This window comes from Acinetobacter sp. YH16042, from assembly GCF_013417245.1.
Taxonomy (GTDB): Bacteria; Pseudomonadota; Gammaproteobacteria; order Pseudomonadales; family Moraxellaceae; genus Acinetobacter; species Acinetobacter amyesii.
Genome location: NZ_VPEJ01000008.1, coordinates 1 through 25,315 on the forward strand (window position 1 = coordinate 1; position 25,315 = coordinate 25,315).

18 protein-coding genes and 1 pseudogene are annotated in these 25,315 nt (G+C 41.2%); 8 read left to right on the top strand and 11 right to left on the bottom strand.

Features of this window, described 5'->3' with window-relative positions; translation table 11 throughout:
• The 3 genes and pseudogenes from FTV37_RS18085 to metH all read right to left on the bottom strand — a co-directional run.
• A pseudogene (locus FTV37_RS18085) lies at window positions 1-66 on the bottom strand (helix-turn-helix domain-containing protein); the annotation flags it as partial.
• Window positions 67-221: 155 nt separating this feature from the next.
• Window positions 222-566, bottom strand: a complete 345-nt coding sequence (locus FTV37_RS18155; protein WP_180063500.1) for a lysozyme inhibitor LprI family protein — start codon at window positions 564-566, stop codon at window positions 222-224.
• Window positions 567-657: 91 nt separating this feature from the next.
• Window positions 658-4,347: a methionine synthase gene (gene metH / locus FTV37_RS07615; RefSeq protein ID WP_180063441.1), complete on the bottom strand. Its 3,690-nt coding sequence runs from the start codon at window positions 4,345-4,347 to the stop codon at window positions 658-660.
• Between the two features lie 479 nt (window positions 4,348-4,826).
• On the opposite strand from metH, the gene FTV37_RS07620 reads away from it, so the two are divergent.
• Window positions 4,827-6,446 (top strand): inorganic phosphate transporter, encoded by a 1,620-nt coding sequence (locus FTV37_RS07620; protein WP_180063442.1) that lies wholly within the window; start codon window positions 4,827-4,829, stop codon window positions 6,444-6,446.
• Between the two features lie 165 nt (window positions 6,447-6,611).
• On the opposite strand, the gene FTV37_RS07625 is transcribed toward FTV37_RS07620, so the two are convergent.
• From FTV37_RS07625 to FTV37_RS07635, 3 genes are all read right to left on the bottom strand, one after another.
• A complete protein-coding gene (locus FTV37_RS07625; protein WP_180005267.1) occupies window positions 6,612-8,162 on the bottom strand; it encodes a hypothetical protein in 1,551 nt (516 codons plus the stop codon).
• 219 nt (window positions 8,163-8,381) lie between these two features.
• Window positions 8,382-8,561, bottom strand: a complete 180-nt coding sequence (locus tag FTV37_RS07630; RefSeq protein ID WP_180005268.1) for a hypothetical protein — start codon at window positions 8,559-8,561, stop codon at window positions 8,382-8,384.
• 245 nt (window positions 8,562-8,806) lie between these two features.
• Window positions 8,807-9,424 (bottom strand): rhomboid family intramembrane serine protease, encoded by a 618-nt coding sequence (locus FTV37_RS07635; protein WP_111884441.1) that lies wholly within the window; start codon window positions 9,422-9,424, stop codon window positions 8,807-8,809.
• Between the two features lie 158 nt (window positions 9,425-9,582).
• Here FTV37_RS07635 and nfuA point away from each other — a divergent pair, with 158 nt between their 5' ends.
• Both nfuA and FTV37_RS07645 read left to right on the top strand, forming a co-directional pair.
• Window positions 9,583-10,221 carry a Fe-S biogenesis protein NfuA gene (gene nfuA, locus FTV37_RS07640; protein ID WP_078189947.1) on the top strand — a complete coding sequence of 213 codons (639 nt, stop codon included), beginning with the start codon at window positions 9,583-9,585 and terminating at the stop codon, window positions 10,219-10,221.
• A gap of 229 nt (window positions 10,222-10,450) precedes the next feature.
• Window positions 10,451-12,646, top strand: a complete 2,196-nt coding sequence (locus FTV37_RS07645) for a FepA family TonB-dependent siderophore receptor (protein WP_180063443.1) — start codon at window positions 10,451-10,453, stop codon at window positions 12,644-12,646.
• 37 nt (window positions 12,647-12,683) lie between these two features.
• Here FTV37_RS07645 and FTV37_RS07650 read toward each other — a convergent pair whose 3' ends face one another.
• Both FTV37_RS07650 and FTV37_RS07655 read right to left on the bottom strand, forming a co-directional pair.
• On the bottom strand, window positions 12,684-13,691 hold the full coding sequence (locus tag FTV37_RS07650) for a hypothetical protein (RefSeq protein ID WP_180055370.1): 1,008 nt from the start codon (window positions 13,689-13,691) through the stop codon (window positions 12,684-12,686).
• Window positions 13,692-13,737: 46 nt separating this feature from the next.
• Window positions 13,738-14,778, bottom strand: coding sequence for an alpha/beta fold hydrolase (locus tag FTV37_RS07655; RefSeq protein WP_373423622.1), 1,041 nt, complete (start codon window positions 14,776-14,778; stop codon window positions 13,738-13,740).
• 335 nt (window positions 14,779-15,113) lie between these two features.
• Between FTV37_RS07655 and FTV37_RS07660 the strand changes: the two genes are divergently transcribed.
• Window positions 15,114-15,728, top strand: a complete 615-nt coding sequence (locus tag FTV37_RS07660; protein WP_111884438.1) for a carbonic anhydrase — start codon at window positions 15,114-15,116, stop codon at window positions 15,726-15,728.
• Between the two features lie 83 nt (window positions 15,729-15,811).
• On the opposite strand, the gene FTV37_RS07665 is transcribed toward FTV37_RS07660, so the two are convergent.
• Window positions 15,812-16,441, bottom strand: coding sequence for an arylesterase (locus tag FTV37_RS07665; RefSeq protein WP_078189940.1), 630 nt, complete (start codon window positions 16,439-16,441; stop codon window positions 15,812-15,814).
• 11 nt (window positions 16,442-16,452) lie between these two features.
• Here FTV37_RS07665 and FTV37_RS07670 point away from each other — a divergent pair, with 11 nt between their 5' ends.
• Complete coding sequence (locus FTV37_RS07670) at window positions 16,453-17,184, top strand: ABC transporter ATP-binding protein (protein ID WP_180005271.1); 732 nt, start codon at window positions 16,453-16,455, stop codon at window positions 17,182-17,184.
• Window positions 17,181-19,682, top strand: coding sequence for an ABC transporter permease (locus tag FTV37_RS07675; protein WP_180063444.1), 2,502 nt, complete (start codon window positions 17,181-17,183; stop codon window positions 19,680-19,682). The genes FTV37_RS07670 and FTV37_RS07675 overlap by 4 nt, the downstream gene beginning before the upstream one ends.
• 128 nt (window positions 19,683-19,810) lie before the next feature.
• Here FTV37_RS07675 and FTV37_RS07680 read toward each other — a convergent pair whose 3' ends face one another.
• Window positions 19,811-20,635 (bottom strand): rhomboid family intramembrane serine protease, encoded by an 825-nt coding sequence (locus FTV37_RS07680; RefSeq protein ID WP_180063445.1) that lies wholly within the window; start codon window positions 20,633-20,635, stop codon window positions 19,811-19,813.
• 78 nt (window positions 20,636-20,713) lie between these two features.
• Here FTV37_RS07680 and mtgA point away from each other — a divergent pair, with 78 nt between their 5' ends.
• Both mtgA and ppk1 read left to right on the top strand, forming a co-directional pair.
• Window positions 20,714-21,391, top strand: a complete 678-nt coding sequence (gene mtgA, locus FTV37_RS07685; protein WP_180063446.1) for a monofunctional biosynthetic peptidoglycan transglycosylase — start codon at window positions 20,714-20,716, stop codon at window positions 21,389-21,391.
• A 145-nt stretch (window positions 21,392-21,536) separates the two neighbouring features.
• Window positions 21,537-23,618: a polyphosphate kinase 1 gene (ppk1, locus tag FTV37_RS07690; protein ID WP_078189935.1), complete on the top strand. Its 2,082-nt coding sequence runs from the start codon at window positions 21,537-21,539 to the stop codon at window positions 23,616-23,618.
• 88 nt (window positions 23,619-23,706) lie between these two features.
• Here ppk1 and FTV37_RS07695 read toward each other — a convergent pair whose 3' ends face one another.
• On the bottom strand, window positions 23,707-24,318 hold the full coding sequence (locus tag FTV37_RS07695) for a response regulator transcription factor (RefSeq protein WP_180063447.1): 612 nt from the start codon (window positions 24,316-24,318) through the stop codon (window positions 23,707-23,709).
• Window positions 24,319-25,315: the final 997 nt, after the last annotated feature.

Sequence of the window (25,315 nt, forward strand, 5' to 3'; positions counted from 1 at the left end):
TTTGGCCAGAAAAATGAGTCGTTCTCGCTGTTCTAAACTAAGTGGTACAGAAACAATCCGAGGCATGTGTGAACATCTGTTAACTAAAAAAACCTTTTCGCATGATTAGTTATTTTTGTCAACTTACCAAAGCTTATTTCCATAATCATTTCGAGCCACCAACTATTCACAAAATTAAAAAAAGTTCATTTTATTTTTAAAGGCTAAAGGTAGGGGGGCTATTATTCTAACTGATTTAATTGCTTGATTCTCTGGTCAATAAGATCAGCATTGCATGATAGATTGATTAACTTAGATCCTGCACCTTGTACACTGCTAGATAGATAAGATACGAGTTCATCACAATGACTATTTTTATATAACAACCAATTCTTTTGAGAGGTTTCTAAAATTTTCTTACCTTCCTCATCCATAGTGTTATAAAGCTTTTGATAAGTTTGGTTGAGCTTGGTTTTATTAGATTTTAATTCTTTTTCATAACAGGCAATTTCATCATAAACATTACTTATCTTACATTCTGCAAAAGCAAAAGATGAAATAAAAGGTAAAACTAAAAGTAAGAATATTTTTTCATTTTATAAAATTCGTTTATGTGTTTTTAAGATTTTTGATTATAAATAAAAAACCCCCTCACACGAGGGGATTTTTTCAAACTAATTATTGAACTGAATCATCCAAATTTGGCGCTAACCAACGTTTCGCTTCATCCAGTGTCCAACCTTTACGCTGCGCATAATCTTCAAGCTGGTCGCCTGCGATTTTACCCACGTTAAAGTACTGGCTTTCAGGGTTTGCATAGTAGAAACCGCTGACAGATGAAGGCGGCCACATTGCAAAACTAGAAGTCAATTGCGTACCAATCTTGTCGGTAGAACCTAACCAGTCAAACAATGGCGCTTTTTCAGAATGCTCAGGACAAGCAGGGTAGCCCGGTGCAGGACGGATGCCTATATACTTCTCTTTAATCAATTCTTCATTGCTTAAGGTTTCAGACGCTTGGTTACCCCAGAACTCTTTACGGATGCGCTCATGCAAATGCTCCGCAAACGCTTCCGCAAAACGGTCACCTAAAGATTGCGCAAGAATTGCAGAGTAGTCATCGCCTTTAGCTTTGTACTCATTGGCCATTTCTTCTGCACCAAAGATCGATACAGTGAAACCGCCCAAGTAGTCTTCTGCGACACCTTTAGGCGCAATAAAGTCCGCTAATGACAAGTTTGGTTTACCTGTCACTTTATCAGACTGTTGACGAATGTGATGGAAGGTATGCGTAACCGATTGACCATCTTCGCTATACACTTCAACCGAATCCGCTGCAGAACGGTTAGCAGGGTAAATACCAAACACAGCACGAGCATCAAAACGTTTGTTGTCGATGATGTCTTTTAGCATGGTCTGTGCTTGTTCATACAAGTCAGTTGCTGCTTCACCCACCACTTCATCCTTCAGGATTGCAGGGAATTTACCTGCCAAACTCCAAGAAATGAAGAACGGTGTCCAGTCAAAGTACTCAACTAATGTTTCCAATGGATAATTGGTCAGCGTTTGCGTACCAATAAAGTTTGGCTTCACAGGTGCATTGGCTGCAAAGTCAATTTTTAAACCATTTTCAACCGATTCAGCATACGTCAGTTTCGCTGCTTTCGGCTGTTTGTTGGCAATACGCTCACGGACTTTTTCATATTCAGCACGGGTTTCTGCTACAAACTTTGGCTTCATTTCTTTAGAAAGTAAAGTTGTTGCTACACCCACAGCTCGTGAAGCATCGGCAACATAAATGACTGCATCATTTGAATATTGCGGATCAATTTTCACTGCCGTATGCGCTTTAGAAGTGGTTGCACCGCCAATCATCAATGGAACATTAAAGCCTTTGCGCTGCATTTCTTTCGCAACAAAAACCATTTCATCCAGTGACGGCGTAATCAGGCCAGATAGACCAATAATGTCGACTTTCTCATCAATGGCAGTTTGCAGAATCTTCTCGCAAGGCACCATCACCCCAAGGTCGATAATGTCATAGCCGTTACAGCCCAACACCACACCTACGATATTTTTACCGATGTCATGCACATCGCCCTTCACAGTTGCCATCAGGACTTTACCCTTAGATTGGCCAGCTGTTTTTTCCGCTTCAATGAACGGGTTCAGCCAAGCTACGGCTTGCTTCATTACACGTGCAGATTTCACTACTTGCGGCAGGAACATTTTGCCCGAACCAAACAAGTCGCCCACGACGTTCATGCCGTCCATCAGCGGGCCTTCAATCACGTCTAGAGGACGAGCTGATTTTAAACGAGCTTCTTCAGTATCTTCATCGATGAACGTTGTGATGCCTTTCACCAAAGCATGTTCAAGACGTTTTTCAACTGGAAGTTCACGCCATTCCAAGTTTTCAACTTGTTTTTGTGCAGCGCCTTGACCACGGTATTTTTCAGCAACTTCAAGCAGCTTTTCTGTTGCTTCTTGATGGCTTTCACCTTGGTTTTGATTCAAGATCACATCTTCAACCGCAGCTTTCAGTTCAGCATCAATATCGTCATAAATCGCCATTTGACCTGCGTTGACAATACCCATAGTCATGCCTTGCTGAATGGCATGGTATAAGAACACTGAGTGAATCGCTTCACGTACAGGCTCGTTACCGCGGAATGAGAACGATACGTTAGACACACCGCCAGAAATCATGGCATGCGGCAAGTTTTGCTTAATCCAGCCAGTCGCTTCAATGAAGTCCACAGCATAGTTATTGTGTTCTTCAATACCAGTTGCCACGGCAAACACGTTCGGGTCAAAAATGATGTCTTCAGCAGGGAAGCCAACTTCATTCACTAACACGTCATAAGAGCGCTTACAGATTTCTTTTTTACGTGCAGCAGTGTCGGCCTGACCATTTTCGTCAAAGGCCATCACAATTACGGCAGCGCCATACTGACGGCACAAACGCGCTTTTGCAACGAACTCGTCATAGCCTTCTTTTAAGGAAATCGAGTTAACAACCGCTTTACCTTGTACACATTTTAAGCCCGCTTCAATGATTTCCCATTTAGATGAGTCAATCATGATCGGCACACGTGAAATTTCAGGTTCAGAGGCTACAAGATTCAGGAAGTGCACCATTGCGCCTTCTGAATCCAGCATGCCTTCATCCATGTTGATGTCGATAATCTGAGCACCGGCTTCAACTTGCTGCTGTGCAACTTCTAAAGCTTCGGCAAAGTTTTCTTCACGGATTAAGCGTAAGAATTTTTTAGAACCTGTTACGTTGGTACGTTCACCCACGTTCACAAAAAGTGATTCTTCAGTGATGTTAAATGGCTCTAAACCACTTAAACGACACGCAGGTTTAGTCTCTGGCACTTGGCGCGGGGCAATGTCTTTTACGGCATTGGCAATAGCACGGATGTGATCCGGCGTTGTACCGCAGCAGCCGCCGGTAATGTTAATCAAGCCACTTTCTGCAAATTCTTTAATAAAGGCAGCTGTTTCTTCAGGGGTTTCATCATAACCGCCGAAGGCATTTGGTAAGCCAGCGTTCGGATGCGCCGAAACAAAAGTATCGGCAACGTCAGCAATGGTTTTTACATGCGGACGCATGGCATCTGCACCTAGGGCACAGTTAAAGCCAATCGACAATAAATCACCATGACGCACAGAGTTCCAGAACGCTTCAGCAGTTTGGCCAGTTAAAGTTCGGCCAGAGGCATCGGTAATCGTGCCTGAAATCATCAATGGCAATTCGTAGCCAATTTGGTTGAAGACTTCTTTCACTGCAAAAATGGCAGCTTTACAGTTTAAGGTATCGAATACAGTTTCAATGAGTAGAATATCCGCACCGCCTTCAATCAGGGCATGCGCAGCTTGAATATAGTTTTCTTTTAACTCATCAAAAGTAATGTTACGAAATGCTGGGTCATTTACATTTGGCGAGATCGAGCAAGTACGTGAAGTCGGGCCAAGCACACCTGCTACAAAACGCGGTTTTTCAGGCGTTGAGTATTTTTCACAAGCGGCTTTGGCAATACGCGCTGCTTCACGGTTGATCTCTGATACCAAATCTTCCATGTGGTAGTCAGACATTGAAACTTTTGTGCCGTTAAAGCTGTTGGTTTCAATAATGTCTGCGCCAGCATCGAGATAGGCTTCATGAATGCCTTGAATGATTTGCGGCTGCGTCAACACCAATAGGTCATTATTGCCTTTGAGGTCAGATGCCCAATCTGCAAAACGCTCACCACGGTAGTCAGCTTCTTCGAGTTTATGACGCTGAATCATGGTGCCCATTGCACCGTCGATAATCAGAATCCGTTGAGCGAGCAGCTCTTTTAGGGTGGCAAGCGTGGACATAAATAACCCCAATCCGATGGAATATAAAATCGGCAAATATATTAACAGAATTCATTGCAGTTTTATTGATATTCAATCATCTTCACAGCGCGCAATTATTAGCTTGTTGAATTAATGAGCAATATTGCAACTTGATAATTTCATATTCCAATTTCATATAAATGTATGGAAAGCTTCATGAATTTGTAATATTGCTCAGGCAAGATTAAAAAACATCCAGCAGGGCTATGCAATATGACAAAAAAACATGACAGATGAAATATAAGCTGAAACATTGGGTTTCAAAGAAAATAAAGTTTAAATACGTAGATTAAATAACTGATTTACTTTATGAAAGTAGAGTGTGGAAGTCGGTTTTTAATACTTAAAAAAAACAAATAAAGCATGAAAAATTGCTTTATATGACACCGCTTTGTCATATAATTGTCATAATTAAATTGAACAATATGGGGATTTTAAAATCCTCTATTCCTGCCTGCATGAATTCTAAACAAACTCCCGTAGATTCAGCGCACACGTCGACTCCTCAAAAGTCCACGAATGTTCATGTGCCTACACCGAAATTCTTTATGCCGGTATTTTTGACGGTGATTATTTCAACGTTGATTTATATTGGTTTTCAGGTGACTGCCGATTTAGCGCATGTTCCGCCTTTAAGTCTTTATTCAATGATTTTATTGGGCACAGCCTTATTCATCGCACTTGGCTTTGAATTTGTAAATGGTTTCCATGACACTGCAAATGCAGTAGCAACAGTGATTTATACCAACGCCTTGTCAGCACCGGTTGCGGTAATGTGGGCGGGTTTCTGTAACTTCCTAGGCGTAATGGTTGCCAGTGGTGCAGTCGCTTACGGCATTATTGCTTTATTACCTGTTGAATTGATTATGAACGTTGGTTCAGGTGCTGGCTTTGCCATGGTTTTCGCTATGTTGATCGCAGCGATTTTGTGGAATTTAGGGACTTGGTTCTTGGGCATCCCAGCGTCTAGTTCGCATACTTTGATTGGTTCTATTCTTGGCGTTGGCATCATGAACTACCTGTTAAATGCAGGCGGTGGTGCGAGCGGTGTAGATATGGAGCAGGTGCTTAAAGTCGGTAAGGCTTTATTGTTCTCTCCACTGATTGGTTTTGCATTTGCAGCACTCGTTTTCTTGTTGGTGAAGCGTATTTTCCGCAAACAGCTAGAATTGTTTCAGCCACCAGAAGGCAATAAGCCGCCACCACCACTGATTCGTGCAATTTTGATCTTTACCTGTACAGGTGTAAGTTTTGCGCACGGTTCAAATGATGGTCAAAAAGGTATGGGGCTGATCATGCTGATTTTGATCGGATGTGTGCCATTGGCTTATTCATTGAATAAGAACTTAGATAATCAACATATTCAATCTTTCCATCAGTTATCTGCTCAAACTGCGACTGCGATCTACGCAGGGCATAAGGATATTCCTGATGCACAAGCGCGTGATGTACTCACCAAATACATTCAAACCAAAGAAGTCAGTCCAGAAGTTGTGCCAGCTTTGGCAAGTTTGACGGATCATTTAGGTGAGCGAGTTGCACAGTATGGCGACTTAAAAGATATTCCTGAACAAGAAGTATCTTCGATTCGTAATGACATGTACCTCAGTACCACTGCTTTTAAACGTCTAGATAAAGCTGACCAACTACCAGCAATGGCAGAAGCTGAACAAAAGACTGTGAAGGAATATCGTAGTCACTTAGACTCGTTCTTACAGTACATTCCAACATGGGTGAAAGTCGCTGTTGCATTGGCACTGGGTCTTGGAACCATGGTGGGTTGGAAACGTATTGTCGTGACTGTAGGTGAGCGTATTGGTAAAAACCACATGACCTATGGTCAGGGCATGTCTGCCGAGCTTGTTGCTATGTCAACGATTGCTGCTGCGGATGGTTTTGGTATGCCTGTATCGACCACACACGTATTGAACTCTGCGGTTGCAGGTACCATGGTCGCGAATAAATCGGGTCTGAACTTTGCAACAGTGAAGACCATTCTATCGGCTTGGGTCTTCACTTTACCTGCAACGATCTGTCTATCAGGCTGCTTGTACTGGTTATTCTTGAAAGTGTTCTAAGCAACTCAAATTCCAGATATAAAAAAACGCTGCTTCGGCAGCGTTTTCTTATGGCTTTATCTCAGACATCACCGATTTTAATGGGATGACTGAGAGCTGAATTAGAACAATCAAACTAGCGAGTTGAAGCTTTGCAAAGTTCAACACTTATTTGAACCAATGCAGTTACGCTTTTTTAAACAGTCCCAATACTTTTTTCACGGGCAATTTCTCTTCAGCAAAACCATACAGCGCTGCAAAAGGTAAGGCAGTACGCGCCAAATAAGCCACACGCCATAAGCCACCATGGTTGGCACCATGCATCATGAGTTCTAATGGGTGGTCTAGCGCCGTTTCAGGGTTAGCAACCGATTGAGGGTTTCTCAAGTCGTGAATCCATAAAGCTGCCATGAGTGCATTGGTGGTTTCAGGTTGGAAGGATTCCACATCAAATAAACTCGCACCATTAAATGCGGCCTTTAATAATGGATTCTTCGTCACTGAGCGGGTCGTGGTGGATGGCGCAATATTGATACTAACCCGCTGACCATTTTGACGTGCGACAGTTGCGCGCCATTGTTGGATGCGTTTTGCGAGTGCGTAGTTTGGACCTTGTTCCACCACCAAACAGTCAGCGATACCATAGGATTTTCCATTGTCTGCTGTGGTGGTTTGCTCATTATTTTGCTTAAAGAAATGCTGACCTGTGACTTTGGCAATGCTTTGCGTCAATAGCTTTTGTGCAGACGCACGGTTTTGGAATTTGGCTTGCGCTGCCGTAACGATCTCTTCTGGAACCGCATAGACATCGGTCGGAGTACACATAAACATCAAGCTGGTGTTGGCTTTTTGTTGACTGACATAGGCCATGATGCTGTCCATTGCCATTGCAACACGAACATGCTTTTCACCATCTAAATAGGCAATTGCAGCCAGATCAAGTTGATGTTCACTTTGTGCAAGCCACTGTGCAATTTCAGGAATGTGTGTCAGTAAATTGGCGCCCAATTTGTGTTTTAGTTCTTGAATGGGTGTGTCTTCATGCACAGTGTCGAGACTCGGTGCATATAAAGTGGCATTACCAGCTTGAACAATGCTTAAGATTCGATCCCAAACACGTTCATTATTGAGGTCGATTGCCACAATATTGGCTTTCCATTTTGCTAACCACGTCAGTGGGCCAGCTTCGGAAGCAGCACCAAAAAGCACCATAGTCCGATCTGACAAATCGAACCATTCTGGGTGGGCAATGGCTTCACGTAATGCGTCGGCATGACTGGCTTCAATGATGCCAGCATCTTGCCATTTTTGAATCTGAGCCAGTAACGCCTCACCTTGCAGTTTTTGGCCATGATAGGGCACATACCACTCAGGCGCTGCGTCACTTTCACCTTTTAATTTCACGGTATGCAGTGGATGTGCAGTTAAAGCCACTGCATCTTTGAGCGTATGCTTTTCTTGATCACGATAAAATTCAAAGACGTGATGTGCTTTATTTAAACCTTGCTCAGCAATGTTGATCGCTGCTTCAGATGATTGAATCCCTTGTTCAACCAAGGCTTTAAAATATTCAGGATATTTTTTACGCCAGTTTTTTTCTTGTTTTGCACGTACAGAAGACTGATGGTCAACTGCAGCTAAGGCTTCAGCGATAATTTCACGACCGGTTTTAGATGTACTCGGCTTTTGGTTTGAAGCCGAAATGGGAAATTGAAGACCTTCAGTTGAACTCGACATGCAAAATATCTCAGCTAATTTTGTCATTAATATACAGATGTATACATTATCTATGCCAAATTAAAAAACAGGGTGGCATAAAATGCCAGATTTATATGATTTGTCATGTGCTTTTGTGAACTTTCGTAGAATATACAGCTTCAAATTTTACTGACGGAATTGAAAAAGCCTTCGGTTTGAAGGCTTAAAAGAAGAGGGCATTAAATCAATAACGGCAAATCAACAACGGCCTTTTTTAGCCTGTCCGGGCGGGCAAAAGTCGCCATGGCGATCTGGGTAATTATAAGGATAGTGATTACGATCTGGGTCGACCACGATACTGCCTTCACGAGTGTGAACGGCACAAGCACTCAACACGCAGGTCAACAGCAAACTTGAGAACATCAGGACTATTTTCATTGGAATTTTCCTTTTTTATTCTGTGTCATTTCAGTTTAAATCAGGGCAAGGGTAGATAGCGTTTCAATCTGCTGTGAAATTGTATAGCTCGATATTCAAAGTGCGGTGCTGTAAATGTGGGAAATTGGCTAAAGAAAAAAATTAAAGGACATTTCGGTTTAACGAAGCACAATAAAAAAGCCTAAACTGAAACGGTTTAGGCTGTCATTTTCAGGTTAAATCCAGCTGATTTTTTAGACTTAACGTTAGAAAGGAACGTTTAATAACTGACTTAAGAAATGTGGAATGAGCTTCGGTTCAAGAATAATCGTCATGATTACACCATACGCTGCGCCCCAAAGGTGTGCGCTGTGGTTAATGTTGCTGTTGCCACGTTTACCTGACCAGATACTATAAGCAACATATAGCACGGCAAAAATAATCGCAGGAACAGGAATAAAGAATACAAAAATCAGTTTCCACGGCTCAAACAAGATATAAGCAAAGAGTACTGCAGATACCGCCCCAGAAGCCCCTAAACTTGCCCAATGGGTATCGTGCTTATGTTTTAAATAACTCGGAATAATCGCTGCGATCAAGCCGCCCAAGTAAAACAGCACAAAGCCCATGTCGAAGAAATATTGGCGATAAAAACTTTCAATCACGCTACCAAAGAAAAATAAGGTAATCATGTTGAACAATAGGTGCGCGCCATCTGCATGAATAAAACCATGGCTAATAAATCGGTCATACTCGCCACGACTAAGGGCTGGCGGCCAAAATAACAAACGATTCATCACTTTCTGATTTGAAAATGCAATCAGTGAAATCACCACCGTAATCAGGATAATGGTCACGGTGTGGTTAAAGGGTAGGCCCAACATATATGACTATTCTACTTGTTAAAATTTATGCTCAATAATGCCATTAAATCTGCCTAAAGCGTGAACTTTCAGAATAATTCCGACAATTTTAGTTGATTTTTTTCTAATGCCCCGCATCTTAAGTTAAAATAGCGACTTCAGCTTGAGGAAATATTGTAATGTCGACTGAGAACAACAGCACAGCAGTTGCTGAAGAAATTCCAAACCTATTGATCACTCCAAATGCCCAAGAGTATTTGAAAGATCTTTTGGATAAACAAAATACACCGGGCATTGGTGTACGTGTTTTTGTGGAAAATCCGGGTACGCCACGTGCTGAATGTTGTATGGCTTACAGTGCACCAGAAGAAGTTGTGCCTACAGACTATAAACAAGACTATCCAGATTTCCCTGCATTTATTGACACACCGTCTATTCCATATCTTTTGGATGCGGTGATTGACTATAACAAAGACCGTTTTGGTGGTCAGTTAACATTCCGTGCACCAAACTCAAAAGTGCCACGTGTGGGTCCAGATGCCTCTGTAGAAGAGCGTATCACTTATGTTCTACAGTCAGAAATTAACCCTGGCCTTGCAGGTCATGGTGGTAACTGTGCACTGGTAGAAGTGGTTGAAGATGCAGAACATGGTTTAACTGCAGTGCTTAAATTCGGTGGTGGTTGTCAAGGTTGTTCTTCAATCGATTTAACCTTGAAACAAGGTGTTGAAACAACATTGAAGCAGCATGTACCTGAATTAATGCGCGTTGTTGACCAAACGGATCACAGTAATACTGAAGGTGCTTATTTCAAATAAGTTCAGTATTTTTATAAAAAGCCGCAACCTTGCGGCTTTTTTATTGTCTAAATCAAAAAAACGAAGATTTTTAGATATTTCTAGGGTTTTTACATCAAAATGATAAGCTATATCACAAATATAAGTGAGAATGATTATTAAAATTAATTGCAATATTGTTTGTGGTGGTTACAATGTGCAACACATTATTCTAGATTTCTCCATAAATACGTTCATTTGGAAGCACTCAATGACCAAACAACTATTCAAATCAACGCTGACACTTTCAATCCTCTGTGCATTGGTGAGTTTGTCGCATGCAGAAGATGTGCAAACTGAAGCAATAGACGAATCCGTAACGAAGATGGAAACCATTGTTGTTACCGCAGCAGAACAGGTTAAACAATCATTAGGTGCTTCAAAAATTACGGCAGAAGATTTAGAAAAAATGCCGGTTGTGAATGATATTTCAGAGCATGTGCGCCGTATGCCGGGTGTGAATTTGACTGGTAACAGTGCCACAGGCCAACGTGGTAATAACCGTCAGATTGATATCCGTGGTATGGGGCCTGAAAACACGTTGATCTTAATTGATGGTAAGCCCGTAAATTCGAGAAACTCAGTACGTTATGGCTGGCGCGGTGAGCGTGATACTCGTGGCGATTCGAACTGGGTACCTGTAGATGCTATTGAATCGATTGAAGTACTGCGTGGTCCAGCTGCAGCGCGTTATGGTTCAGGTGCGATGGGTGGTGTGGTCAATATTAAAACCAAGAAAGTGACCAACGAAGTGCATGGCTCTGTGGAAGTTTTTACCAATCAGCCTGAAGACGCTAAAGAGGGTGCTAGTCACCGTGAAAGCTTTAACTTGAGCGGGCCAATTCTCAAAGATGTCCTTTCATATCGTTTATACGGTAGTTATAACAAAACCGATTCAGATGCTGCGGATATTAATGCCTTAATGGACAATGCCGCGCGTATGGCGGGTCGAGAAGGCGTTGAAAATAAAGATATTGCAGGGCGTTTGGCTTGGCAGTTGAACGATCAACAAGTCTTGATGTTTGACGCAAGTGTTGGCCGCCAAGGCAACCGTTTTGCAGGTGACAGTCAAAACAGTGTATTTGATCCAGCCGATCCAAACAAAGCGCCTATTCTATCGGCTTTAATTGGTGAAGAAACCAATACCATTTATCGTGATAGTTTTGCATTAACCCATGAAGGTACGTGGGGGTGGGGTGACAGTAAACTCATTGCGCAATATGACAAAACCAAAAATAAACGCCTACCTGAAGGAACAGGCGGTAGTACTGAGGGACAGATTAATAATCTTGAAAATAAACAAACGTCATATCTAGAAACCATTCGCTTTAATGCAGAAGCCAATCTGCCGTTCCAATGGTATGTCCCACAAGTATTAACTTTAGGCGCTGAATGGGTTGAAGATGACTTTACCGATACGGTTAATACACAAGCTGGCACAGGCGGTTTTGGTGATGTGTTGACCTCAGGTGACCGTTCACAAATGGATTCACGGATTGCGTCGGCCTATATTGAAAACAATATGAACTTGGGCGAAAGCACCGATGTCGTTTTGGCACTACGCTATGATAATCATAGCAAATCAGGCGATAGCTGGAGTCCAAGTCTCAATATTACGCAAAAGCTTGGCGATTATTGGACATTAAAAGGTGGTGTGGCTAAGGCGTATAAAGCACCCAATATGTACCAAAATGCGGAAGGTTATCTGTTAAGTACTCGCGGTAATGGTTGTCCGATTGGGCTGAGCCAATGTCTATTACAAGGTAATGGCGATCTTAAACCTGAAACTTCAGTGAATAAAGAATTAGGTGTGCAGTTCGAAAAAGACATCGTGAATACAAGCTTTGCATGGTTCCGTAATGATTATAAAAATAAGATCGTTGCAGGGGATACGCGTCTGGAAGAACTAGAAGTAAATGGTACAACGTATAATGTACTGCGTTGGATGAATACGCCTGAAGCCTTGGTAGAAGGTGTTGAAGGAAGTATTTCTTTGGACTGGGGGGATATCACGTGGACCAATAACGTTACCTATATGATCAACTCTGAAGATAAACGTACTGGTAATCCGCTGTCGATTATTCCGAATTACACGCTGAACTCTATTTTGAACTACAACATCACGGATCGATTAGACAGTAACTTTGTCTATACCCAATATGGACGTCAAAAACCACGTCAATATGCAGAAACCAGTCTTGAAAGCAAAGATGGCTTGGCGATGGATAGCGTGAAAAGTTATGGCATTGCAGGCATTAACTTTGGTTATAAATTTAATGCGGATTTGAGTGCTCGTATCGGTGTGAATAACCTATTTGATGAGCAAAAACTGCGTGATAAAACGGTCAACCAAACATATAACGAGCCGGGTCGTGCTTACTATGCAAGTTTGAAATACCAGTTCTAAGTATTTCCAAAAGAAAAGCCGCTTAACGCGGCTTTTTTTATGCTTGGATATTTAAAATTTTCAGTGCTTCACATGAGTAGTAAAACTGTTCTAGATACAGACGGGAACGCTCACGTATATAACCCGACTCTATCATCTGTTGTACGATTGGATTGAGTAAGTTTTGAAGTTCATGCTGAATCAGTGCTTCATCAATATTTAAATCACGCAGCAATAAATCAAAAGGGCGTTCTGCATTACGCACGTACCAAGCGTATACGCCATCATGCACTTGCTGTTTCATATACTCAGACTGTCGCATAAAGTCCCAAATTTCATGGCCCATGGCAACTGTTTGCGGCAAGTCCTGAACTTCAACATAGTTCTTTAATACCGAAACTGGCAGCGCTTTTATTTTATGCCACAAATTGGCTTGAAAATGGTACAGCTTATGATCATCAAAGTGCTGATTTAACACGGTTTCACTCATTTGACTGAGCTTTAAAATATTCTTTTGCAAATATTTACTGACCGCATTATCTAAATTGGTATCTGTGACGTTTTCCAGTACCGATTTCCCCATTTTCATAAATCGTGAAACACCGGGGACCGATTTTGCAATCACCGAATTATCTAAATAATCTTGTATCGCATGTTGAATCAATTGACTGATCATGGCTGAAAATGCAGGATTGTTGACCATGGTATGAATTAAACGCTGACGATGTCCCTGTTTACTTGCCACATACTGTGCAATTTTATCGATGGTCAACACTGGAATGATTTCGGCAATCGTAGTGCTGTCATTTGCAGGGTGAATCAGTGCAAATTTGATATGTTCAGCAATTTGCTCAATTAGAAATTGACTTGCAGGGGTATTTATAATTTGTTTCTGCAACAAGGCATTGATTTGATCAAAACTCCAAATTTGCTGCAAAGATTGTTTACGAAACCATTGATAAAAATGGGTGAATTCAGTGGCTACGGTATCATTGTGTGAAAAGCTCTGATCTAAAAAGTTCAGTTGAGCGTCAATCAACTGCTCAATCATCGGGTTTTTCTGCATACTTTCCCTGAAGCCCCAGTGATGGGTATCTAAAAATGGCGAATGCTCAGTTTAACTGAATCAGTTTATCTACCAAAGGATTTTTAAACTTTTGACTTTTCGCAAGGAAAGGTAAGTAATGGTCTGCAACTTGTTGTTCGGCTTCTAAGATTGGCATATGACCGACGTTATTTAAAATTACAGGGGTTTCTGCACGTTTCAGTAAAGACTTGAGTTCGCCAGCCACTTCAACATTAAAGATTTTATCTTGTTTGCCCCAAAGGATCAGGGTTGGTGCTTCCACCGTTCGTGTTAATCGGGCAAAAGTTTCAGGGGTGTAGATTCGATTGAGCGTGACGACTTGATCGATCATTTTACTGGTGAAGGGCGCACGCGCAATTAAGATATTTTCCTGCGCTTCTTTGAGCTGTGTTGGAACATTGGGCGGATTTTGCATGAGTTTATGCATAACATCATCTAAATCCCCCGGTTTTGAAACGATTAAATTTTTAAGTTTATACGGGTCGCGGGTGTAACTGGTATTGGCCTGTTTATAAATGCCCGCGCTGTTGAGTAAAAATAAACTTTGGGTATCAAAAGGATATTGAGAGGCATATACCGTGGCAATGGAACCACCCAATGAGTGACCTGCAACATTCAGTTTATCTTCAATATCTATTTTAAGGACAAACTGGCGTAGTTGTTCCGTGACATTCGGCACTGAGACATCAAAATCGACAGGGACATGGGTATCGCCATTGGCCGGAAGGTCGGGGATGATCACGTGATAGTTCGGTGTTAAATAATGCGCAACACGATTCCAATTATCACGTGTGCCGCCTAAACCATGAATCAGCAAAATGGTAGGTTTAGAGCGTTGACCGCCTTCGCTATAACTCCAATTCACATTGCCGACTTGAACGCTATGTGTAACTAAACCAGCCGCTTTACGTTCTTGGCTCAAATAGTTTTGCACGATAGAGGGTACAGCCAGGTTTTTGCTGATGGGAGACGGATTTGCAGCCAAAGCATGGTTGGCAGTAAACGTCATACAGCAAATTGTTGCTAGCTTGAAAAAGTCAAAAACGCGTGAATGATGTCCTTTCATTGACGTTTACCCCAGTTAAATCGAATAGATATATTTTTTAGATCATTTATATGACTATTATCAGAATGGGCTGAAATAGCAAAAGCGTATATTTATGAAATATATTGTAAATTAAAAATGACCTTTGTCATCCATTGCTTTTTTGACGTGGTTAAACTTGCGTTTTAATAATGTGAACCATTACAGAAAAAATATTTTTTTTTTGATGAATGTAGACTAGCATTTTCTATCAAGTTGCATCGTCGTAGAAAAAATTCACAGCAATTGTTTTTGCAAGTGACAATCGATTCGACTGGGATTAAAATATTGCAACTTCGGATAAGGGTAATTAGAACATGCTAACAGCAGCAGAAGCTTTAGATCGTTTAAAAAAAGGGAATCAACGTTTTGTAGACGGTGAAACGAATCACCCAAAGCTTTTGACGCATCAACAACGTGCTGAAATGGCCGAAAGCCAAGAACCTTTTGCGATTATTTTAGGGTGTTCAGACTCACGTGTTCCTGCTGAAATGGTATTTGACCAAGGCTTAGGCGATTTATTCGTGATTCGTGTTGCAGGTAATATTGTGGCACCGTCTCAAGTCGGTAGCGTGGAATTTGCAGCAGAAAGCTTCGGTTGTCCTGTGGTCATTGTACTGGGCCATACACACTGTGGCGCGATTCATTCTACGATTGAAGCTTTAACTAACCCTGCGACACCACCATCAGCTAACTTGATGTCGATTGTGAATCGCGTTCGTCCATCTGTAGAAATACTCATGCAAACTGAATTGAAAGATGACCTTGAAAAACTTTCAATGCATGCAGTACGTTCAAACGTTTTTGCATCAGTAAATCAACTTCGTCATGGTTCAGCAGTCCTCGAAAACTTAATTGCGCAAGGCAAATTAAAAGTGGTGGGCGCTGAGTATTCACTCGAAACGGGTGAAGTAAGCTTCTACGATTTCTAAGCAAACTACAGTAAATACAAGATTTAAAAAAAGGCGCTCAAATGAAGCGCCTTTTTTAACGAATCCATTTTCACCCACTAACTTTATAAACTTGCTTTGATCAATGGATAAGCATTATTCAGCAAAATTGGTTGCGCTTTGGCATTTGGGTGAATTTGATCTTGTTGCATCAAATTTTTATGCCCCGCCACGCCTTGCATAAAGAAAGGCAATAATTTGACTTTGTACTGTTGGCTCAACACTTGATAGTTATTTTCAAAAGCTTGGCTATATGCCTTGCCATAATTCGGTGGAATTTTCATTCCAAATAAAATCACTTTCGATTTGGCCTGTTGGCTTTTTTGAATCAGCTGCGCTAAATTTTTTTGAATTTGTGCAGGGGGCTGTCCGCGTAAACCGTCATTACCACCTAACTCAATCACCACAAGGTCTGGACGATGGGTCTGCAACAGTTTAGGCAGTCGTGCCAAAGCACCACTGGTGGTTTCACCGCTGACACTTGCATTGACCACTTTATGTTGTTTCGGATACTGTTGGTCTAGACGTTTTTGTAATAAGTGAACCCAGCCTTGCTGCACTGAAACACCATAACCCGCACTTAAGCTATCGCCCAAAATCATGATGGTTTTGGCAGAGAGCAGCATCGGGCAGAACATCAGTGCAATAGCCAGCAAGTAACTCAATAGACGATTATTTTGAATGCGATTTTGCATATAGGGAAGATATGACCCAACTCACGACAGATGTTGACATCATGCCACAGGCGATTATTTCTGCACAGCAATTGACACAAAAGATACAACTTCCACAAAAACAGTTATCGATCTTCGAACAACTCGATCTTGAAATCTTTGCAGGGGAACAAGTTGCGATTACTGGTCGTTCTGGTTCAGGTAAATCCACCTTGTTGGGTATTTTGGCGACCTTAGATCAGGCCAGTTCGGGACAATTACGGGTCTGTGGTCAAGACATTCATCTATTAAATGAAGAACAGCGTGCTCAAGTCCGTTTGGCTCATATTGGATTTGTCTTTCAGTCTTTCCAGTTGTTGCCACATTTAACGGCACTGGAAAATGTCATGCTGCCGCTACGGCTAAAAGCAAATTTTCAGGTCAAAGCCGCCGAAGAAAAAGCATTAAAACTGTTAGCAAAGGTCGGACTAGAACGCCAAGCGCATCAAGCTCCCAAAGTTTTATCCGGTGGTGAGCAGCAACGGGTTGCGATTGCCCGTGCTTTGGTGAGTGAACCCGATCTGATCTTTGCAGATGAACCGACAGGTAATTTAGACAGTGCAACGGCACAGGAAATTGAACAATTGTTATTTCAGTTAAATCGTGAAATGGGAACCACATTGGTATTGGTGACACATGATGCCGATTTGGCCCGTCAATGTCAGCGCCATTTTGAATTGGTCAATGGTCAATTGATTGAGCATCGAACAGGAGATGCTGCATGAATCTTTTGGCACTGTTTCGACCACTCTTACAGCTGAGTTTTAAAACCACGGGTGTGTATTTATTATTGATCGCACTAACCTTGGCGATCAGTGCCACCACGGCTTTAAAGTTTAGTAATGTACAAATTCAAAATGCTGTAGCGCTACAAGCTGCTGAAATGTTGGCAGCAGATTTGGTGCTGACAGCCAATGAACCAATTCCACAAGAGTGGCAACAACAAGCCAAAGCACAGCAATTAAAACAATCGAATGTCACGCTATTTAGCAGCATGGCGCACACTGATCAGCAATTTGTCATGGTTAATGTCAAAGCCGTTGATGCTGCATTTCCATTACGAGGTGAACTCGAAACAGAACCGAAACTAAACCGTTCTATACAAGCTAGTGAGGTCTGGTTAAGTCCTCGTGCCATGGATTTATTGGGTGTAAAGGTTGGAGATCAGATCAATATTGCTGATGCTGCTTTTCAAGTCAGTGCCAAAATCATCCATGACACCAATCAGGAACTCGGTTTCAGTGGTTTTTCACCGACAGTTATGATTGCGCAGTCTGAGGTGGAGAGAACCAATGCCATCCAAGTCGGGAGTCGGATTGAATATCGCCTGTTAATGGCAGGAGATGCACAAAATACCCAGCGCTTTGAAAAACTGTATAAGCAGAAATTTGGCGATCAAAGTGAAGACCGTTCCGCTAACTCAGATCATACGCAGGTTCAGGATGCAGCTCAAAGCAGTTTGAAATTGAGAAATGCCAGTGAAGGCAATACTCGCTTGATGAAGCCGATTGCCAACCTAGAAACGTTTTTACAACTGGCCAATATTTTAACTATTTTACTTTGTGGTATCGCCATCGCATTAACCAGTCAGCGCTATGTCCAACAAAATCAAGATGCCATTGCACTGATGCGCTGTATTGGATCGACCAAACAGCAAATATTAAGTGCTTATCTGGCTTTACTGTTGGTTGTACTCGGGCTTTCAATCCTGTTTGGAAGTTTGATTGGTCTGGGATTGGGTTATGGCTTATTGCAACTGATGCTACAGCTGATTCCAAATTTACAATTAGAGTTTTCAGCCCTGTCTATGCTGCTTGGCCCACTTCCAATTGCAATATTCACCAGTGCGATTGTGCTATTAGGATTTGTTCTTCCAAGTCTTTGGCAATTATTAGGGACGCCGCCAGCACGGGTGATACGACAACAAGAGCGTTCTGTACGTTCCATGCTTTGGATGCTCAGTTTCGGAACACTCAGTTTGGTGGTGTTTTGTGTGGTTTTAACTGAAAATTTACAACTCACCCTGTGGCTGATTTGCGCCATCATCTTCCTGTGTATAGGCCTATATATGATGGTCTGGCTCAGTTTGAAAGCCTTGAAAAGTTGGGGGAGGAAAATCTCAGCATATATACGTACACCGTATCAAACGGCATTTCAAATTACTGCATTGGCATTAGGGCTAAGTCTGATCACGGTTTTAGCGGTATTGCGCACGGATTTGCTGGAACGTTGGCAACAACAATTACCACAAGGGACACCTAACCAATTTGTCTATGGATTACCGCCATTTGAGTTACAGGATTTTAATCAACAACTCAGGCTGCATGGTTGGCAAGGGACGCCGATGTACCCGAATATTCGTGGACGATTAGTTGCCAAAAATGATCTCCCTTTTTCGGATGCTTTAATTAAAAGTAATAATTCATTACGCCGTGAATTGAATCTCACACAGGCTGCAACTTTTCCAAAAGATAATCAAATCATCGCGGGTAGTCAGCAGTTTCAACAAGTCAATGAAGTATCGGTAGAGGTGAAAACCGCACAAGAGCTCGGTATTCAAATTGGAGATCGACTGAGTTTTAGCCTTCCTGAAGGGATTTTGCAAGCCAAGGTGATCAACCTTCGCAGTGTGGAGTGGGAAAGCTTTAGTCCAAATTTCTTCTTTATTTTCTCTCCCCAAACCATGGATGAAAATGCCGGCAGCTATTTGGGGAGTTTCTATGTTCCACCGCAAGATAAAAATCAGTTAATTGGTCTAATTCAGCAGTTTTCGAATACCGTGTTTATTGATGTCAGTCTGATTTTGGATGAGATCAAACGCATCGTCAGCGTATTGGTTCAGATTATTACTATCTTGGCGCTATTGGTCAGTATTTCAGGCATTTTGGTCTTGATCGCATGTTTGAACTTATTTATGGATGAACGCAAAAAAGAAGTGGCATTACTGCGTTCCTTCGGCAGTTCCAAGCAAAAATTAAAGTCGATGCTCAGTTTGGAAGTCGGTTTGATGGGTCTAATTTCGGGTGTTGTGGCATGTATTTTTGCTGAAGTGATCAGCGCGATTGTCAGTTATAAAATGGAATTGGTCATCCAGCTACATGCCGAGATTTGGTTGATCCTCCCACTGGTAATGACCTTAGTCTGTACATTGATCGGACGTTATCGCTTAAGTTATCTTTGCGATATTCCACCCTTAGAAAGTTTGCGTGAACTGAATAGTTAAGGGTGGAGATGGTTAACAGCCGAGCAAGTTAAGAGTGGAGCAAGAACCAAGTGCGTAGTTTGGATTTAGACAAGATTTGACGTGTTTTCAACATGTCTGTGTTATAGCCACAGGGTTCATTCCACTGTTTAACGTGCTGCGAAAGATTGCTTCATCAGCAGGATAAAGTGTTCCCAAAGCGGTAAAATCGGTTGGATTAATTGTTGGCAATGCAGATAAAACAGGTAGCATCCGACAGCTGCGGCGATTAGACCGATCATTTGAATGATTAGGGATTGATGTAATTTTTGTCCCACATACCAAATGAAAGCCAATGCAGCGCCCATCAACATGCCGCCAATATGCGCGGCATTATTAATTCCACTAATCATAAAGCCCATCGCGAGGTTAATGCCCATCACCATCAATAAGGTTTTTTTATCCAGATAAAATTGCTGTTTAGGTAACATAGGGAGCAGCGAAATAATCGTCAGCGCGGCACCGAGACCCATCACTGCACCCGATGCACCTGCACCAATACTCGGGAAAAGCTGCTGATTGGCTGCACCTTCGGCCAATAATGCATAGCTGTCCTGAATGGTTAAATACCCACTCAATAAACTTCCCATCAGTCCTGCTAAAACATACAGGCCGAGGAAGTAGAAACGACCTAACATTTGCTCGGCAACACTGCCAAAAATATACAAAGCCCACATATTCAACATCAGGTGAATCAGGCCAAAATGAAAAAACATACTGCTGAATAAGCGGATGGGTTCCTCTAAAAAGGTTAAAGGTGCATAATCAGCACCCCAACGCAAAGCATCCAGTGTGTCGGGTTGGCTAACGTTCATTCCATGCAACACTTGCCAGCCAAAGAGTCCAACATTGATGGTAATTAAGAGTGCCGTGATCCACCACAGTTGGATTTGCAGCTTACGGGTTGATACAGCAGGAGGGCTGAGTTCAGACATGCTATTCTTGTACTGTGTCAAAATATTTAAAAATAAGCTTAACATGAAAAAACAGAATTTCTGGAGTAACACACTGACATGAAAGCCTTTATTGTTCGTACATTGTTAATTCTTGTCAGTCTTGTACTTTTGGTGCAGCTTTGGATCTTTGGTAGTTTGGTGTGGTGGCGTACGCATCCTGTGGAATCGACGATGATGATGCGTTTAGATTATTGGTCTGAGCCATCCAAACCGATTAAACACGAATGGCGTGATTACGACCAAATCAGTGATTATGTCAAACATGCTGTTGTTGCCGCGGAAGATGGCAAGTTTTTACAACATAAAGGTTTTGATTGGGAAGGCATGCAAAATGCTTTAGAACGCAATAAAGATAAGGGCAAAGTGGTTGCAGGTGGGTCTACCATTTCGCAGCAATTGGCAAAAAACTTATTTTTATATAATAAGCGGTCATTTATTCGAAAAGGGCAGGAAGCTGTTGCAACATGGATGATGGAACGCATGTGGACGAAGCAACGTATTTTAGAGGTATATCTCAACTCGGTTGAGTTTGGGGACAACATTTACGGCGTAGAAGCTGCAACACAGCACTATTTTGGTAAAAGTTCACGGAGTTTGAGTCGAGAACAAGCGGCATTTATTGCGGCTATTTTACCCAATCCAAAATATTATGATGAAAATCGAAATGATAGAAAGCTAAATTATCGTAAGCGCATGATCCAAAAATATATGCGTTATAGCCATATCCCAGATTAAGAACGATCTAAACACTCGTCAAATGGCATGGCAGCGATTTGAATTACAACAAAAAGCTCATCTTTATGGGCTTTTTTTATGAAATTGTCATAAATTTGAAGCATACTAAACTGAGTACAGCACACATTTTTTATATGGGTTTGAGATGAATACCGCAGCTGAAGTCGCGCAAGTACCTACTGAATATACTTATAATGATCGTTATATCAATCGAGAGTTATCGATTCTCGACTTTCATCTGCGTGTGCTCGAACAAGCGGTTGACCCCATTCATCCATTATTAGAGCGGATGAATTTCTTACTGATCTTTTCACGTAACTTAGACGAATTTTTTGAAATTCGTGTTGCGGGAATGATGGAACAGCTAGACTTAGGTAATGAAAGCCGCAGTCCAGATGGCTTAACACCAAAACAAGTATTAGATGAAATTTCTGCGACAGCGCATGCGGCAATTGAGCGCCAGTATCGTATTTTAAATCAAGAAATTTTACCCAAACTGCGTGAAGAAGACATTTGCTTCTTACGTCGTGGTGAATTAACCCCTGCACAGTCGGCATGGGTAAAAAAGTATTTCCAAGAACAAGTTGCTCCGGTCTTAACGCCAATTAGCTTAGATCCTGCACATCCATTCCCTCGCTTGGTGAATAAGTCGCTGAACTTTATTGTGACTTTAGAAGGGAAGGATGCGTTTGGTCGTCAGATTGACTTAGCCGTTGTACCTGCACCGCGTTCGCTGCCACGTGTCGTTCGACTCCCTGATGAATTAACCGGTGGCAAAGAACATCACGTGATGCTATCGGCAATTATTCATGAACATGTCTCTGACTTGTTCCCCGGTATGACGGCGACGGGTTGCTACCAATTCCGCGTGACGCGTAATGCCGATTTGGCTTTGAATGAAGATGTTGAAGACTTGGCCAAAGCTCTGAAAGGTGAGTTGAATTCACGTCGTTTTGGTCGCGCCGTTCGCTTGGAAGTGACAGAAAATTGTCCGCAGCATATTTATGAATATTTGCTTGATGAGTTCGATTTAGAAGAAGAGCAACTTTATAAAGTAGATGGGCCAGTTAACCTTGCACGTTTACTGTCAAACTTTAAACGTCCACATCTACGTTATGACGCACATATTCCTGTTATACCGAAAGTACTCAAAAAATCTGAAAACATTTTTAGTGCGATGCAAAAGCAAGATATTTTGCTACACCATCCCTTTGAATCATTCGCACCTGTAATCAACCTACTGCGCGAAGCTGCACGTGATCCACAAGTTTTGGCCATTAAACAAACGCTTTATCGAAGTGGCGCAGACTCTGAAATTGTGCAAGTCTTAGCGGAAGCAGCACGTAATGGTAAAGAGGTTACCGCAGTAATTGAGCTTCGAGCACGATTTGATGAAGAATCAAATATTGCTGTAGCCAATGTATTACAAGAAGCGGGCGCAGTGGTGGTGTATGGCATCGTGGGCTATAAGACCCATGCCAAAATGATTTTGGTGGTACGCCGTGAAAATAATAAATTGGTGCGTTATGTGCATTTAGGTACGGGGAACTATCACGCGGGCAATGCGCGTATCTATACCGATTATGGCCTGTTAACCACCGATAAAGAACTCTGCGAGGATGTACATCGCATTTTCCAAGAGCTGACCGGTATGGGCAAAATGGCGAAGTTGAAAAAATTGCTGCATGCGCCATTTACCTTACATGCTCAACTGATCAATTATATTGATAATGAAATTGCCAATGCTAAAGCAGGTAAGCCTGCGCAAATCATTGTCAAGGTCAATGCATTAACTGAAGTTCAGTTGATCAATAAACTGTATGAAGCGTCACAAGCGGGTGTACAGATTGATTTAATTATTCGTTCTATTTGTTGTTTGCGTCCGGGATTACCGGGGCTGTCTGAAAATATTCGCGTACGTTCTATTGTTGGCCGTTTCTTAGAACATACCCGAGTTTATTATTTCAGTAATAATGGCGATGCACGGATTTACTGTTCAAGTGCAGACTGGATGGATCGTAATTTATTTAACCGTGTTGAAGCTTGTTTCCCAATTGAGGATCCAGCCTTGAAAAAGCGTATTTATCAATTAGGTTTAGTGAATTATCTAAAAGATAATCAGCAAGCTTGGTTGCTCCAAAGTGATGGGCGTTGGATTCGTACCCATGTCCAAGAGGGCGAGGAAGCACATAATTCACAGCATGTGCTTTTAGACGCATTTAAATAAATGTGTTGAACAAAAATAAAGGGAGCAATGCTCCCTTTATTTTTTTAAATTTTCTAGATTGTTTTTGAATCGTTTATCTCAGCTAAATTTAGCTGTAGCTACAAATTTTTCTATAGATATTTTTGACAAAACCATCAATTTGATAAGTAGAAAGTTTTAATTCATTGACCATCTGCTCTTGAGTCGCACTATGGCTGACCATATCCAAAATTTGATATTCTACTGGATTTAGACTGAGCTGTTTCGGCGCTGCATTTTGCGGACTAAAAGTTTCACTCAATAAAAATTTAGCAAAACTAGGATGAAGGGCAGCGCCACCTCTTAAAATGGTTTTCAGTTGGTTATAAGTGTCTTCAATTGGTTGTTGAATCAACATATAGGCAGTTGCACCTAACTGAATCGCATGTAAAGTTAAATCTGCAGACTGTTCATTGACTAAAATGATGAGATTACTCGAAGGATAGATTTTCTTAATTTTATGTATGAATGAGATATCAGACTGTTGCGTGACCACTAAAAAGATTAAATTGGGCAATTGATTGAAAATTTGTTGTTCTGCATCTGCTAAATTTTCTGAAAATGTAATGAGGTCTTCAGGATAACCGAGGTCTCCTAAGATGTTAAACAGCACTGTTTTTGAAGTCATTGATTGATGATCAATGATCAAAACGGGTACTGGTAATAAAAATTCACTCATCATACATTTCGCTCATTTATTATTTTTAATCAAATTGCATTTCCATAATGTGCATGGAAGTGAATTAGAAAAATATACCTAGAAGTAGTGATTTATACATCAAAGTATAATTAAATTATTGTGATATAATGGAATTTAAATAGCGTATATTTTTGGTGTTTTTCATTATTTTGAATGAAAAGATTTATGGTTTTTTGTTTTTAATTTTAGATTTATTGGTTAAATAACAATTAAATTTGTATTCGGATTGAAAAAAATAATCGAAATGTGAATATCGTATTTTGACAACGGATAAATTGGACTGTTTCCGATATGAATTTATTTCTATCTATTGCTTAGTTATTTTAAATATAAAGCGTAGTAAATATTTAAAATAATGTGATTGATTTTTAGTCAACATTTATTCTATAGGACCTTATTTTCAATTCGCCTACTTTATCTAAAATACCTGAAACTAGTGATTTTAACGAAGGTTATATTTTAATAAGATGTATTTATCTTCTTACTTATCTGGCTAGTGTGAAGATATTATCGAGGCGATGAATTGAGATATACATCAAGTCATATATTACCTTATCAGGCTACCTATTTGGGTTAGCCTTTTCTTTTTTCTAGATGCTGTATTTCATTTTTTAACTGATGTTATATAGTAACATTAGAAGCGCGATTTGATTTAAATAAAAACCGATATGCGTAAGGCCATCCGCAAGTGTTTGAGACAGGATGACTTCTAATCAAAAATGTTTTTGCGATACTTTGAATAAGTAGACGCTAGTGAACGAGTTTTGCGGTGAGGAGCATTGCTCTGCAAGATGGTTTTCTTACGAAGCGCACTTCTCATTTTGCCGAATGAAGAAACAACGTTTCGTAAGAGTACCTCCAGCCGAAAACTAATCTCTTTATTCAATCCCTAGATGTAAGATTCCATCGAATAGATTTAAAAATGCGAAATTACTTTTACGTGAGTAACATCAGTTTTTAAATTAATATTAACTTCTGC

Excerpts from the sequence above, each read along its gene's own strand:
- metH (WP_180063441.1), bottom strand. The coding sequence starts at position 4,347 with ATGTCCACGCTTGCCACCCTAAAAGAGCTGCTCGCTCAACGGATTCTG.
- FTV37_RS07620 (WP_180063442.1), top strand. The coding sequence starts at position 4,827 with ATGAATTCTAAACAAACTCCCGTAGATTCAGCGCACACGTCGACTCCT.
- FTV37_RS07625 (WP_180005267.1), bottom strand. The coding sequence starts at position 8,162 with ATGTCGAGTTCAACTGAAGGTCTTCAATTTCCCATTTCGGCTTCAAAC.
- FTV37_RS07630 (WP_180005268.1), bottom strand. The coding sequence starts at position 8,561 with ATGAAAATAGTCCTGATGTTCTCAAGTTTGCTGTTGACCTGCGTGTTG.
- FTV37_RS07635 (WP_111884441.1), bottom strand. The coding sequence starts at position 9,424 with ATGTTGGGCCTACCCTTTAACCACACCGTGACCATTATCCTGATTACG.
- nfuA (WP_078189947.1), top strand. The coding sequence starts at position 9,583 with ATGTCGACTGAGAACAACAGCACAGCAGTTGCTGAAGAAATTCCAAAC.
- FTV37_RS07645 (WP_180063443.1), top strand. The coding sequence starts at position 10,451 with ATGACCAAACAACTATTCAAATCAACGCTGACACTTTCAATCCTCTGT.
- FTV37_RS07650 (WP_180055370.1), bottom strand. The coding sequence starts at position 13,691 with ATGCAGAAAAACCCGATGATTGAGCAGTTGATTGACGCTCAACTGAAC.
- FTV37_RS07655 (WP_373423622.1), bottom strand. The coding sequence starts at position 14,778 with ATGAAAGGACATCATTCACGCGTTTTTGACTTTTTCAAGCTAGCAACA.
- FTV37_RS07660 (WP_111884438.1), top strand. The coding sequence starts at position 15,114 with ATGCTAACAGCAGCAGAAGCTTTAGATCGTTTAAAAAAAGGGAATCAA.
- FTV37_RS07665 (WP_078189940.1), bottom strand. The coding sequence starts at position 16,441 with ATGCAAAATCGCATTCAAAATAATCGTCTATTGAGTTACTTGCTGGCT.
- FTV37_RS07670 (WP_180005271.1), top strand. The coding sequence starts at position 16,453 with ATGACCCAACTCACGACAGATGTTGACATCATGCCACAGGCGATTATT.
- FTV37_RS07675 (WP_180063444.1), top strand. The coding sequence starts at position 17,181 with ATGAATCTTTTGGCACTGTTTCGACCACTCTTACAGCTGAGTTTTAAA.
- FTV37_RS07680 (WP_180063445.1), bottom strand. The coding sequence starts at position 20,635 with ATGTCTGAACTCAGCCCTCCTGCTGTATCAACCCGTAAGCTGCAAATC.
- mtgA (WP_180063446.1), top strand. The coding sequence starts at position 20,714 with ATGAAAGCCTTTATTGTTCGTACATTGTTAATTCTTGTCAGTCTTGTA.
- ppk1 (WP_078189935.1), top strand. The coding sequence starts at position 21,537 with ATGAATACCGCAGCTGAAGTCGCGCAAGTACCTACTGAATATACTTAT.
- FTV37_RS07695 (WP_180063447.1), bottom strand. The coding sequence starts at position 24,318 with ATGATGAGTGAATTTTTATTACCAGTACCCGTTTTGATCATTGATCAT.